The organism is Kitasatospora sp. NPDC032121, assembly GCF_055580145.1.
Genome location: NZ_JBVILX010000008.1, coordinates 148,096 through 161,514 on the forward strand (window position 1 = coordinate 148,096; position 13,419 = coordinate 161,514).

The window sequence follows — 13,419 nt, forward strand, 5'->3', positions numbered from 1 at the left end:
TACGCCGCTACTCGGCCGGCTTCAGCGTCAGCGAGACGCTGTTGATGCAGTAGCGCTGGTCGGTCGGCGTGCCGTAGCCCTCGCCCTCGAAGACGTGCCCGAGGTGCCCGCCGCACTTGGCGCAGCGCACCTCGACCCGGCGCATGCCGAGCGAGGTGTCCTCGATGTACTGGACCCGGTCCCCGGCCAGCGGCGCGTAGTAGGACGGCCAGCCGCAGTGGCTGTCGAACTTGGTCTCGGAGCTGAACAGCTCGGACCCGCAGGCCCGGCAGCTGTAGACACCGACCGTCTTGGTGTCGGTGTACTCACCGGTGAACGGGCGCTCGGTGCCCGCCTCGCGGAGCACGTGGTACTCCTCGGGGCTGAGCTGGGCGCGCCACTCGGCCTCGGTCTTCTCGATCTCGTAGCTCATCTCACGGCTCCCGGTCGCGGCGTACGTCGGACGGACGTGGGTCAGACGTTGGATGCAACGTTCGCGAGGTGCGTCAGGCCTCCCTCGATATGGTCAAGGATGGCCGGGCCGAGGTTGGTGACGTCCCCCGCGCCCATGGTGAGCAGCAGGTCGCCCGGGCGGGCGAGGCCGGCCAGCAGGGCGGGGGCGGCGGCGAAGGAGTGCTCGGCGGTGACCTCGGCGCCAGCCCGGCGGGCCGCGTCGATGATCAGCTCGCTGGTCACGCCGGGGATCGGGTCCTCGCGGGCCGGGTAGATGTCCAGCACCACCGAGGCGTCGGCCAGCGCCAGGGCCCGGCCCATCTCCTCGGAGAGCTGCTGGGTGCGGCTGAACAGGTGCGGCTGGAAGACCACCAGCACCCGGCCGCCACCGGTCAGGCCCTCCCGGATCGCCTCCAGGTCGGCGGTCATCTCGGTGGGGTGGTGGGCGTAGGAGTCGATCACCTGGACCCCGCCGGCCTCGCCCTTGAGCTGGAGGCGGCGGCGCACGCCGGTGTAGGCGCCGAGCGCCTTGGCCAGGTCGGCGGCCGGGACGCCCAGCGCGACGCCGGCGGCCAGCGCGGCCACCGCGTTGTGGGCGTAGTGCCGGCCGGGCACCGAGACGGTGAAGGACAGCTCGGCGCCGTCCAGCAGCACGGTGACCTCGCTGGTCATGCCGTGGGCGACCACCGAGAGCACCCGCAGGTCGGCGTCCTCGGCGGAGCCGACCGTCACCACGTTCAGGCCCTCGCGGCCGGCCACCCGGGAGGTGAGCTCGCGGGCGCCGTCGTGGTCGGCCGAGACCACCAGGGTGCCGCCGGGGACGATCCGGCCGACGAAGGTCTCGAAGGACTCGTAGATCTCCTCGATCGAGGCGTAGTTGGCGTGGTGGTCCAGCTCCACGTTGAGCACGATCGCCACCTCGGGCGCGTACTTGTGGAAGCTGCGGTCGCTCTCGTCCGCCTCGGCGACGAAGATCTCGCCGGTGCCGTGGTGGGCGTTGGAGCCGGGGGCGTCGAGGTCGCCGCCGATCGCGTAGGACGGGTCCAGGCCCAGCTCTCCGAGGGCGACGGCGAGCATGCTGGTGGTGGTGGTCTTGCCGTGGGTGCCGGCCACCGCCAGCGCCCGGCGGCCGCCCATCAGCGCGGCCAGCGCGTCGGAGCGGTGCACCACCGGGATGCCGCGCTCGTGGGCGGCGACCAGCTCGGGGTTGTCGGCGCGGATCGCGCTGGAGACGACCACGCTGCTGGTGCCGTCCGGGACGTGCTCGGCGGCGTGGCCGACGTGCACGGTGGCGCCGAGGGCGCGCAGCGCGAGGACGGTCTCGGACTCCTTGGAGTCGCTGCCGGAGACGCCGGCCCCGCGCACGGCGAGGATCTTCGCCAGGCCGGACATCCCGGCGCCGCCGATGCCGATGAAGTGCGGGGCGTGCAGGTCGTGGGCGGCGTCGTTCAAAGCGTGGCTCCGTACGGGCGGGGGCAGACAGGTCGGGCGGACGGGACGGGAAGACGGAATCGTCCTCGCGGGCGGACCGCAAGGACGATTCTGCACCACCACCGGGCGGGGCTAGGAGTCGCTGGCGAACAGCCTGAGCACCGGGACCCCCACCTTGTGCCGGGCCTGGGAGGCCCAGTCGCGGTGGAAGAACTCCTCGACGAAGTGCGGCGAGGTGAGCACCACCACCTCGTCCGCCCGCTGCTCCTCGACGACCGCGCGCAGCCGCGCCAGCGGCTTCTCCTCCACCAGCTCGCCCACCGCCGCGGCCCCGGCCGTGCGCAGGTGGCGCAGGCTGTGCTCCAGCGACTCGGTGGCCACCGTCGGGCCGCTCTCGGACTCGTCGTGCTCGTGCACCACCTTGTCGAGGTGGCCGAGGGCGACGTCGTCGAGCGCCCGCAGCAGTTCGTCCTGCTTGCCGCGCGGCTGCATCAGGACGACGAAGGACACCTCCTCCTCGCCGTGGAGCGTGGTGACGAGTTCCACGTCCGCGTCCGAGAGAGCCTTTTCGATCATCAGTACCGTCTTGAACACGTGAGTCCCTTCCAGTGGCCGGCCCCCGGGCCCCGGCATCGCATAACGGGCTCACGATCAGGGGGTCACGGGGTCATCCGAACCCGGGCGACGCAGGTAGCGGGTGAAGAGGAAACCTTTCTGCTCGATCAATGAGACCAGCCGCATCCGCTGCACGTCCGGCATTTGCGCATCGTGGAGGATGCGCGGCGCGTCGCCGCCGGTGAGCAGCGGGGCCAGCGACAGGCACAGCTCGTCCAGCAGGCCGTCCGCCGCGAGCTGCCCCAGCAGGCGCGGGCCGCCCTCGGTCAGCAGGCGGGTCCAGCCCCGCGCGGCCAGGGCCGCCACGCCCGCCCGCAGGTCCACCGCGCCGGTGCCGGCGAGCACCAGGTCGGCCACCTCGGCGACCGCCCGGCGGCGCTCCTCGGAGGCGTCCTCGGTGGTGATCACCACCGTCCTGACCAGCGGTTCGGTGAACAGCGGAGCCGTCAGGTCCAGCTGCAGCGAGCGGCTCACCACGGCGATCACCGGGGCGGGCGCCTGCCCGGCCGCCGCCCGGGCCGCCGCGAACTCCTTGCGCGCCCTGGCCGGCCGGTAGCCCTCGGCGCGGACCGTCTCCGCGCCCACCAGTACCACGTCCGACAGCGCCCGCAGCACCCCGAAGATCCGCTTGTCGGCGTCGCCGGAGAGGCCCTCGGAGAGCCCGTCCAGCCTGGCCCCGCCGTCCAGGCCGGACACCATGTTGGCGCGCAGCCAGGGGCGCCCCTGATTCACCTGTTCGGGGTACGCGTACACGGCGGCGAGCGATTCCAGTGCGGCCGGATCCTCGAGCCGCCCGTCCAGCGGGCTGATCAACTGTTGCATGTCCTCAGTCTTCCACCGCGGCCCCGGCGCCGGCCGGGGGCCGCGGGCCCCGCGTCCGGACCCGTGCGTCGTTCGGACGGCTCACCCGGCAGGCGTACCCTCTACTGATGTGCCCGCAGCCTCCCACTCCGCAACCGCGCCCGAGCCGATAACCGCCGCACCCGTGTCCGGCTCCCCGATCGCGCTCACCGACCGCCGTCCCGTGGTGCCCGCCGAGCGGCTGGTCGCCGAGATGGTCCCGCCGCCCCGGTTCGCCGACGTGAGCTTCGGGACGTACATCCCGGACCCGACCCAGCCGAGCCAGTACGAGGCCGTCCAGGTCCTGGAGCAGTTCGCGGCCACCCTCGGTGGAGGAAACGGTTCCGCGCCCAAGCGCAGCTGGTTCCGCCGCTCCGCCCCCGCGCCCACCGGCCCGGCCGGGGTCTACCTCGACGGCGGCTACGGTGTCGGCAAGACCCACCTGCTCGCCTCGCTCTGGCACGCCGCCCCCGGCCCCAAGGCCTTCGGCACCTTCGTCGAGCTGACCAACCTGGTCGGCGCGCTCGGTTTCCAGCAGGCCGTGCGGACCCTCTCCGGCCACACCCTGCTCTGCATCGACGAGTTCGAGCTGGACGACCCGGGCGACACCGTGCTGGTCTCCACCCTGCTCGGCCGGCTGGTCGACAACGGCGTGAAGCTGTGCGCCACCTCGAACACCCTGCCGGAGAAGCTCGGCGAGGGCCGCTTCGCCGCCGCCGACTTCCTGCGCGAGATCCAGGGCCTGTCCGCGCACTTCCGCCCGATGCGGATCGACGGCCAGGACTACCGCCACCGCGGCCTGCCGGACGCCCCGCCGCCGTACACCGACGAGGCCGTCGCGGCCGCCGCGGCCCGCACCCCCGGCGCCTCGCTGGACGACTTCGACACCCTGCTCGCCCACCTCTCCGCCGTCCACCCCAGCCGCTACGGCGCGCTGCTGGACGACGTCACCGCGGTCTGCCTGCGCGGCGTCAAGCAGGTCGACGACCAGTCCACCGCGCTGCGCCTGGTCGTGCTGGCCGACCGGATGTACGACCGCGAGCTGCCGATCACCGCCTCCGGCCTGCCCTTCGACCAGGTCTTCCCGGAGGAGATGCTGCGCGGCGGCTACCGCAAGAAGTACCTGCGCGCCATCTCCCGCCTGGTCGCCCTCGCCCGGGACAGCGCCGGGTAGGACCCCGCTTGTCGGTGGTGGGTCGTACCGTTGAGTGGTGCGTCCCATCACGAGTATTGAGCGGTCCGTGGCGCCCTTCGAGGTCGTCAGCCCCTTCCAGCCGAACGGCGACCAGCCGGCGGCGATCGCCGAGCTGGAGCGGCGGATCAGGGGAGGGGAGAAGGACGTCGTGCTGCTCGGTGCCACCGGCACCGGCAAGTCGGCCACCACGGCCTGGATGATCGAGAAGCTCCAGCGGCCCACCCTGGTGATGGCGCCGAACAAGACGCTGGCCGCCCAGCTGGCCAACGAGTTCCGCGAGTTGCTGCCGAACAACGCGGTCGAGTACTTCGTCTCGTACTACGACTACTACCAGCCCGAGGCGTACGTCCCGCAGACGGACACCTACATCGAGAAGGACTCCTCGATCAACGAGGAGGTCGAGCGGCTGCGCCACTCGGCGACCAACTCGCTGCTCACCCGCCGGGACGTCGTCGTGGTCGCCTCGGTCTCCTGCATCTACGGCCTCGGCACCCCGCAGGAGTACGTGGACCGCATGGTGCGGCTGAAGGTCGGCCAGGAGATCGACCGGGACGACCTGCTGCGCCGCTTCGTCGACATCCAGTACGCCCGCAACGACGTGGCCTTCACCCGCGGCACCTTCCGGGTCCGCGGGGACACCATCGAGATCTTCCCGGTCTACGAGGAGCTGGCCGTCCGGATCGAGATGTTCGGCGACGAGATCGAGGCGCTGTACACCCTGCACCCGCTCACCGGCGAGATCATCAGCCAGGACGACTCGGTCTACGTCTTCCCCGCCTCGCACTACGTGGCCGGCCCCGAGCGGATGGAGCGGGCGGTCAACGGCATCGAGGCGGAGCTGACGCGGACCCTCGCCAAGCTGGAGAAGCAGGGCAAGCTGTTGGAGGCCCAGCGGCTGCGGATGCGCACCACCTACGACATCGAGATGCTGCGCCAGATCGGCACCTGCTCGGGCGTCGAGAACTACTCGATGCACTTCGACGGCCGCGAGCCCGGCTCCCCGCCGAACACCCTGCTCGACTACTTCCCGGAGGACTTCCTCCTGGTCATCGACGAGTCGCACGTCACCGTCCCGCAGATCGGCGCGATGTACGAGGGCGACGCCTCGCGCAAGCGCACCCTGGTCGAGCACGGCTTCCGGCTGCCCTCCGCGATGGACAACCGCCCGCTGAAGTGGGAGGAGTTCCTGGAGCGGATCGGCCAGACCGTCTACCTCTCGGCGACGCCGGGCCCGTACGAGCTGTCGCGCGGCGACGGCCAGGTCGAGCAGATCATCCGCCCGACCGGCCTGATCGACCCCGAGGTGATCGTCAAGCCGACCGAGGGCCAGATCGACGACCTGGTGCACGAGGTCCGCAAGCGGGTCGAGCGGGACGAGCGCGTCCTGGTCACCACGCTGACCAAGAAGATGGCCGAGGACCTCACCGACTACATGCTCGGCCTGGACATCCGGGTCCGGTACCTGCACAGCGACGTGGACACCCTGCGCCGGGTGGAGCTGCTGCGCGAACTGCGGGCGGGCCGGTTCGACGTGCTGGTCGGCATCAACCTGCTGCGCGAGGGCCTGGACCTGCCCGAGGTGTCGCTGGTGGCGATCCTGGACGCGGACAAGGAGGGCTTCCTGCGCTCCGGCACCTCGCTGATCCAGACGATCGGCCGCGCGGCCCGCAACGTCTCCGGCCAGGTCCACATGTACGCGGACAAGATCACCCCCGCGATGGAGAAGGCCATCGACGAGACCAACCGCCGCCGGGCCGTGCAGCAGGCCTACAACAAGAAGCACGGGATCGACCCGCAGCCGCTGCGCAAGAAGATCGGCGACATCCTGGACACCCTCGCCCGCGAGGACGTCGACACCGACGAGCTGCTCTCCACCGGCTACCGCAACCAGGGCAAGGGCAAGGCCCCGGTGCCGGCGCTGGGCGCGGAGCGCAAGCCGGGCAAGTCCCTGCCGGCCGCCGAGCTGGCGGACCTGATCCAGGAGATGACCGACCGGATGCACACGGCCGCCGCCGACCTCCAGTTCGAGGTCGCGGCCCGGCTGCGCGACGAGGTCAAGGAGCTGAAGAGGGAACTGCGGCAGATGCGCGAGGCCGGTGTGGCGTAGGTACGTCGGAGGGGAGCCTCCGCGCGGCGAACGGTCTTGGCCGGAATGGCACCGGTCAAGACCACAGGTGTCTCAGCCTTGCCACAAACGGGGAAACCCGGGGAAGGGCGGGGTGCCGCAGGCCCTAGGCTGGCCTGCGGCACCGTGCCCGCGGGACGGGATCGCGGGCCGTACGCAGAGGGGGCCTCAGCCGGGGGACGGCGACGGGGTGTTCCACCGTGGAGCCGCGTGGGTGTGACCGCGCGGCCGGCAGAGAGGACAACGTCGTGTCGGTGAACCTGGCCAAGGGCCAGAAGGTCAGCCTCCAGAAGGGGCAGGGCGGCACCCTGACCGTGGTGCGGATGGCCCTGGGCTGGCAGGCGGCCCCCAAGCGCGGGCTGTTCGGCAGCCGCACCCGGAAGATCGACCTGGACGCCTCGGCGCTGCTGTACGCCGAGAAGACCCCGTCCGACGTGGTGTTCTTCTCGCACCTGGAGAGCAACGACGGCTCCGTCCGGCACACCGGCGACAACCTGGAGGGCGGCTCGGGGGCCGAGGACGACGAGGCGATCCTGGTCGACCTGGTGCACGTGCCGGTCAACATCACCCAGGTGGTGTTCACGGTGAGCTCGTACACCGGGCAGACCTTCGCCGAGGTGCAGCGGGCGCACTGCCGGCTGGTGGACGAGACCACCGGGCTGGAGCTGGCCCGCTACGAGCTGGCGGGCGGCGGGCCGCACACCGGGCAGATCATGGCCAAGGTGGTCCGGGACGGCAACGGCGGCTGGGAGATGCAGGCGATCGGCGCGCCGGCCAAGGGGCGCACCTTCCAGGACCTGCTGCCGGCGATCGAGCCGTTCCTGTAGCCGGGCTGCGCGTTCTTTACCTTCTTTACCTTTCCTTGGCTGTCCTGTTACTCTCGTTGGCAGCGGAGGGGAGTATTCCTCGACAGCCGACCCCGTCATCACGGGTGCCCGTCGCGGCACCCCGGGGCGCTGGCCCGATGGGCGGAAGAGACCTCCGGCAGTGACGATGACTGTCTCGCCTACCTGCCGGAGGAGCAGTAGTGGACGTTTCCGTAACCATGTGGGTTTCCACGATCCTGGTGCTGATCGCACTGGTCGTGGCCGACTTCTTCATCGGAGGGCGCAAGCCGCACGAGGTCTCGATCAAGGAGGCCGGGATCTGGACGGCCGTCTGGGTCGCCCTGGCGGTGCTCTTCGGTGGCTTCCTCTGGTGGCACTCCGGCGGGGAGCCCGCCGGTGAGTTCTTCGCCGGCTACATCACCGAGAAGTCGCTCAGTGTCGACAACCTCTTCGTGTTCATCCTGATCATGGGCAAGTTCGCGGTGCCCAGGATCTACCAGCAGCGCGTACTGATGTTCGGTGTGATCATCGCGCTGGTGCTCCGGGCGGTGTTCATCGCCGGCGGCGCCGCGCTGGTCTCCGAGTTCTCCTGGGTGTTCTTCATCTTCGGCGGCTTCCTGATCTGGACGGCCTGGAAGCTGATCAAGGAGGCCCGCGCCGAGGAGGAGGGCGAGGAGGAGTTCGAGGAGAACCGCGTCCTCAAGTCGATCACGCGGCGCTTCCCGGCCACCGACGACTACCGCGGCACCAAGCTGTTCGTCCTGGAGAACGGCCGCCGGCTGATCACCCCGATGCTGATCGTCATGCTGGCGATCGGCACCACCGACGTGCTGTTCGCGCTGGACTCGATCCCGGCGATCTTCGGCCTGACCCAGGACCCGTACATCGTCTTCACCGCCAACGCCTTCGCCCTGATGGGGCTGCGCCAGCTGTACTTCCTGATCGGCGGCCTGCTGAAGAAGCTGGTCCACCTGTCGTACGGCCTGTCGGTGATCCTCGGTTTCATCGGCGTGAAGCTGGTGCTGCACGCCGCCCACGAGGCCGGCGCGACGTGGGCCCCGGAGATCGGCATCCCGTTCGCCCTGGGCTTCATCGTGCTGGTCCTGGCGGTCACCACCTTCACCAGCCTCCGGGCCACGAGGAAGGCCGAGCGCGAGGAGCACGAGAAGCTCGACGCCTGATCCGCCAGGTGCACACCGGGGCCCCCGCGACCGCTTCCGGTCGCGGGGGCCCCGGTCGTCCGGCGGGGCGTTCGGCGGGGCGGGCTACCAGCCGCGCTCGCGCCACTCCTCCAGGTGCGGGCGCTCGGCGCCGAGGGTGGTGTCGTTGCCGTGGCCGGGGTAGACCCAGGCCTCGTCCGGCAGGACGTCGAAGATCTTCTCGGTGACGTCCCGGTAGAGGGTCCGGAAGGCCTCCGGATCCCCCCAGGTGTTGCCCACGCCGCCAGGGAAGAGGCAGTCGCCGGTGAAGACGTGCGGGTGGCCCTGGGGGTCGTCGTAGATCAGCACGATGGCGCCCGGGGTGTGGCCGACCAGGTGCCGGACGGTCAGTCCGACCTCGCCGACCCGCAGCGTGTCGCCGTCGGCGAGCAGCAGCTCGGTGGGGACGTCGATGCCCTCGGCGTCGTGCTCGCCGGCGGCGGTGCGGGCGCCGGTGGTGGCGACGACCTCGGCCAGTGCGCCCCAGTGGTCGTGGTGCCGGTGGGTGGTGACCACCGTCTCGAGGTCGTCCCCGACGGTCTCCAGCAGCACCGGCGCGTCGGCGGCCGCGTCGATCAGGAGCTGCTCGTCGGTGGCCCGGCAGCGCAGCAGGTAGGCGTTGTTGTCGTACGGGCCGACGGCCACCTTGGTGATGATCAGGTGGGCCAGTTCCCGCACGTCCGGCGCTCCGCCGACCTTGACCGCTCCGTGGTACGTCATCCGTTCGCTCCCTCTGCAGTGGCTCCTGGGATCATCCTCGCGCCGTCAGCCCATCGGGGGAAGCTGGGGGAGGGCGGTGTCGGGGGTGCGGTGCAGGCCGTCCCCGGCGGAGCGGCCGGAGAGCCAGGCGGTCAGCGCGCGGACCGGGCCCTCGACGGTCAGGGACACCTCGCCGGTGCCGATCACGGCGCGGTCCCCGGTGTCGTCCGAGACCAGCTCGACGGCCGGCAGGCCGGCCTCCTCGGCCAGCCCCTCGGCGAGCTTGCGGAACTGGGCGACGGCGAACGGCTCCGGCCAGTGCGCGGGGGTGTACCCGGCGTCCAGGTCGACGTGGTGGTACTCCAGCTCCACCACGCGCTTGGCCGGGATGTCGCAGGCCGGGAAGACGTAGCCGAAGCGGTGCCTGACCTCGGCGGCCCAGGCCTCGGGGCCCAGCAGCGCGGCGGCCTCGGCGAAGCCGGCGTGGGAGTCGCGCAGGTCGGCGAGCTGGACCTCCAGCGGCCGCGGCGCGTCGCGCTCGATGCCCTCGTCGCGGGCCTGGTGGCTGGCGTACTGGGGGATGTCGGTGCCGGTGCGGGCGCCGTTCAGCAGGTTGACCAGGGAGTCGGCGTTGCGGGCGAGGTGGGCCAGCACGTGGCCGCGGGTCCAGCCGGGCAGCGCGGAGGGCTCGGCGAGGGCCTCGGGCTTCAGTTCGGCCGCGGTGTGCAGCAGGTGCCGGGTGCTCTCCTCGACCTGGGCCAGGTGCCGGGTGGCGGAGGCGGCGGCGGACTGCGGGTCGGTCGACTGCGGGTCGGTCATCGAATCTGCCTTCTGTGACGAGACGGCGCGTTGCCCCTGCGGGGCTTCGCTCGTTGACCAGGTGACGCTACCGCCGAACCGGGGCCCTGAGCAGGGGGTATTTCGGTCCGGGTGCGGACCGTCCCGAGGCGGCCCTCACTCGTTCGGGTGGTCCCCGCTGGACAGAGTCGAGATTCGAACGTCTGAGCTATAGGCTGGCTGCCGCATCCTGGAAGAAGTACCGATACTCACCGCAAGCCGTCTCGCCCCGGAGAAAGGCGCCAGAAGCAGTGGCCGACCGCCTCATCGTCCGCGGTGCTCGCGAGCACAACCTCAAGAACGTCTCGCTCGACCTGCCCCGCGACTCCCTCATCGTCTTCACGGGCCTCTCCGGCTCCGGCAAGTCCTCGCTCGCCTTCGACACGATCTTCGCCGAGGGCCAGCGCCGCTACGTCGAGTCGCTGTCCTCCTACGCACGTCAGTTCCTCGGGCAGATGGACAAGCCCGACGTGGACTTCATCGAGGGCCTCTCCCCGGCCGTCTCGATCGACCAGAAGTCCACCAACCGCAACCCCCGTTCGACCGTCGGCACCATCACCGAGGTCTACGACTACCTGCGCCTGCTGTTCGCCCGGATCGGCAAGCCGCACTGTCCGCACTGCGGCCGCCCCATCGCCAAGCAGTCGCCGCAGGCGATCGTCGACAAGGTGCTGGAGCTCGCCGAGGGCACCCGCTTCCAGGTGCTGAGCCCGGTGGTGCGCGAGCGCAAGGGCGAGTTCGTCGACCTCTTCGCCGACCTCCAGTCCAAGGGCTACTCCCGCGCCCGCGTCGACGGCGAGACGATCCAGCTCGCCGAGCCGCCGAAGCTCAAGAAGCAGGAGAAGCACACCATCGAGGTGGTGATCGACCGCCTGACCGTCAAGGACAGCGCCAAGCGGCGGCTCACCGACTCGGTGGAGACGGCCCTGCGGCTGTCCGGCGGCATGGTCGTCCTCGACTTCGTCGACCTCCCCGAGGACGACCCGGAGCGCGAGCGGATGTACTCCGAGCACCTCTACTGCCCGTACGACGACGTGTCGTTCGAGGAGCTGGAGCCGCGCTCGTTCTCCTTCAACTCGCCCTTCGGCGCCTGCCCGGACTGCTCGGGCCTGGGCAACCGGATGGAGGTCGACCCGGAGCTGGTCGTGCCGGACGTCGAGCGCTCGCTCGACGAGGGCGCGATCCACCCGTGGTCGGCCGGGCACGCCAAGGAGTACTTCCAGCGACTGATCGACGCGCTGGCCGAGGAGCTCGGCTTCCGCACCGACATCCCCTGGGCCGGGCTGCCCGCCCGGGCCAAGAAGGCGCTGCTGCACGGGCACAAGCACCAGGTGCAGGTCCGCTACCGCAACCGCTTCGGCCGGGAGCGCTCGTACAGCACCGGCTTCGAGGGCGCGATCCCCTTCATCCAGCGCCGGCACACCGAGGCGGAGAGCGACAGCAGCCGCGAGCGCTTCGAGGGCTACATGCGCGAGGTGCCCTGCCCGACGTGCCGGGGCACCAGGCTCAAGCCGGTGGTGCTCGCGGTCACCGTCCAGGACAAGTCGATCGCCGACGTCTCCTCGATGTCGATCAGCGACTGCTCCGAGTTCCTGGGCGCGATGAAGCTGAACGCCCGGGACAAGCAGATCGCCGAGCGGGTCCTCAAGGAGGTCAACGAGCGGCTGCGCTTCCTGGTCGACGTCGGCCTGGACTACCTCTCGCTGGACCGCGCGGCCGGCACCCTGTCCGGCGGCGAGGCCCAGCGCATCCGGCTGGCCACCCAGATCGGCTCCGGCCTGGTCGGCGTGCTGTACGTGCTGGACGAGCCGTCCATCGGCCTGCACCAGCGGGACAACCACCGACTGATCGAGACGCTGGTGCGGCTGCGCGACATCGGCAACACCCTGATCGTCGTGGAGCACGACGAGGACACCATCAAGACCGCGGACTGGGTGGTCGACATCGGCCCGGGCGCCGGCGAGCACGGCGGCAAGGTGGTGCACTCCGGCTCGCTGAAGCAGCTGCTCACCAACAAGGAGTCGCTGACCGGCCAGTACCTCTCCGGCAAGCGGTCCATCCCGATCCCGGGCTCCCGCCGCGAGCGGGACAAGAAGCGCCAGCTGACCGTCCACGGCGCCCGCGAGCACAACCTCAAGGACGTCACGGTCGGCTTCCCGCTCGGCACCTTCACGGCGATCACCGGTGTCTCCGGCTCCGGCAAGTCGACGCTGGTCAACGACATCCTGTACACCCACCTCGCCCGGGAGCTGAACGGCGCCCGCAGCGTGCCCGGCCGGCACACCCGGATCACCGGCACCGACCAGGTGGACAAGGTGGTGCACGTCGACCAGTCGCCGATCGGCCGCACCCCGCGCTCCAACCCGGCCACCTACACCGGGGTGTTCGACCACGTCCGCCGGCTCTTCGCGGAGACGCAGGAGGCCAAGGTCCGCGGCTACCTGCCCGGCCGGTTCTCCTTCAACGTCAAGGGCGGCCGCTGCGAGAACTGCTCGGGCGACGGCACCATCAAGATCGAGATGAACTTCCTGCCGGACGTCTACGTGCCGTGCGAGGTCTGCCACGGCGCCCGGTACAACCGGGAGACGCTGGAGGTCCACTACAAGGGCAGGTCCATCGCCGAGGTGCTGGACATGCCGATCGAGGAGGCGCTGGACTTCTTCGAGGCCGTCCCGGCGATCGCCCGGCACCTGCGGACGCTCAACGACGTCGGCCTCGGCTACGTCCGGCTCGGCCAGTCCGCGCCCACCCTGTCCGGCGGTGAGGCGCAGCGCGTCAAGCTCGCCTCGGAGCTCCAGAAGCGCTCCACCGGGCGGACGGTCTACGTGCTGGACGAGCCCACCACCGGCCTGCACTTCGAGGACATCAGCAAGCTGATCAAGGTGCTCAGCGGGCTGGTCGACAAGGGGAACACGGTGATCGTCATCGAGCACAACCTCGATGTGATCAAGACCGCCGACTGGGTCGTCGACATGGGCCCCGAGGGCGGCTCCGGCGGTGGCACGGTGGTCGCCGAGGGCACCCCGGAGCAGATCGCCGCCGTCCCCGAGAGCCACACCGGCAAGTTCCTGCGGGACATCCTGCCGGCCGGGTTCACGGACGCCCCGGCCGCCGCCCCGGCGAAGAAGGCGCCGCGCAAGCGCGCGGCCGCCGCGAAGAAGTAGCTCCGCCCGCCCGCCCCGCCCGTCCCGGGCCACCCTGACAGCCAGGGGCACCCCG

11 protein-coding genes are annotated in these 13,419 nt (G+C 70.9%); 5 read left to right on the top strand and 6 right to left on the bottom strand.

What is annotated here, in order from left to right; translation table 11 throughout:
* Positions 1-7 precede the first annotated feature (7 nt).
* The 4 genes from msrB to ACZ5OX_RS21685 form a co-directional block, all read right to left on the bottom strand.
* Complete coding sequence (gene msrB / locus ACZ5OX_RS21670; RefSeq protein ID WP_392878559.1) at positions 8-412, bottom strand: peptide-methionine (R)-S-oxide reductase MsrB; 405 nt, start codon at positions 410-412, stop codon at positions 8-10.
* 41 nt (positions 413-453) lie between these two features.
* On the bottom strand, positions 454-1,884 hold the full coding sequence (murC, locus tag ACZ5OX_RS21675) for a UDP-N-acetylmuramate--L-alanine ligase (RefSeq protein ID WP_449789318.1): 1,431 nt from the start codon (positions 1,882-1,884) through the stop codon (positions 454-456).
* Between the two features lie 111 nt (positions 1,885-1,995).
* Positions 1,996-2,457: an indole-3-glycerol phosphate synthase gene (locus tag ACZ5OX_RS21680; RefSeq protein WP_449789319.1), complete on the bottom strand. Its 462-nt coding sequence runs from the start codon at positions 2,455-2,457 to the stop codon at positions 1,996-1,998.
* Between the two features lie 57 nt (positions 2,458-2,514).
* Entirely contained in the window at positions 2,515-3,300 is a 786-nt protein-coding gene (locus ACZ5OX_RS21685; protein WP_465632091.1) for a pyrimidine reductase family protein, read from the bottom strand.
* A 148-nt stretch (positions 3,301-3,448) separates the two neighbouring features.
* Between ACZ5OX_RS21685 and zapE the strand changes: the two genes are divergently transcribed.
* The 4 genes from zapE (at position 3,449) to ACZ5OX_RS21705 (ending at position 8,646) form a co-directional block, all read left to right on the top strand.
* Positions 3,449-4,492, top strand: a complete 1,044-nt coding sequence (gene zapE / locus ACZ5OX_RS21690) for a cell division protein ZapE (RefSeq protein ID WP_465632351.1) — start codon at positions 3,449-3,451, stop codon at positions 4,490-4,492.
* A 37-nt stretch (positions 4,493-4,529) separates the two neighbouring features.
* Positions 4,530-6,620: an excinuclease ABC subunit UvrB gene (uvrB, locus tag ACZ5OX_RS21695; protein ID WP_465632093.1), complete on the top strand. Its 2,091-nt coding sequence runs from the start codon at positions 4,530-4,532 to the stop codon at positions 6,618-6,620.
* A gap of 266 nt (positions 6,621-6,886) precedes the next feature.
* On the top strand, positions 6,887-7,465 hold the full coding sequence (locus ACZ5OX_RS21700; RefSeq protein ID WP_392878548.1) for a TerD family protein: 579 nt from the start codon (positions 6,887-6,889) through the stop codon (positions 7,463-7,465).
* Positions 7,466-7,665: 200 nt separating this feature from the next.
* Positions 7,666-8,646, top strand: coding sequence for a TerC family protein (locus tag ACZ5OX_RS21705; RefSeq protein ID WP_465632095.1), 981 nt, complete (start codon positions 7,666-7,668; stop codon positions 8,644-8,646).
* 84 nt (positions 8,647-8,730) lie between these two features.
* Here the strand turns inward: ACZ5OX_RS21705 and ACZ5OX_RS21710 are convergent, their stop codons facing one another.
* The gene (locus tag ACZ5OX_RS21710) at positions 8,731-9,384 is read right to left on the bottom strand and encodes an MBL fold metallo-hydrolase (RefSeq protein WP_465632097.1); all 654 of its coding nucleotides are present in this window, start codon (positions 9,382-9,384) and stop codon (positions 8,731-8,733) included.
* 45 nt (positions 9,385-9,429) lie between these two features.
* Positions 9,430-10,182, bottom strand: coding sequence for a maleylpyruvate isomerase family mycothiol-dependent enzyme (locus tag ACZ5OX_RS21715; RefSeq protein WP_465632099.1), 753 nt, complete (start codon positions 10,180-10,182; stop codon positions 9,430-9,432).
* Between the two features lie 269 nt (positions 10,183-10,451).
* Between ACZ5OX_RS21715 and uvrA the strand changes: the two genes are divergently transcribed.
* Positions 10,452-13,364, top strand: a complete 2,913-nt coding sequence (gene uvrA / locus ACZ5OX_RS21720) for an excinuclease ABC subunit UvrA (protein ID WP_465632101.1) — start codon at positions 10,452-10,454, stop codon at positions 13,362-13,364.
* The last annotated feature ends 55 nt before the right edge of the window (positions 13,365-13,419 follow it).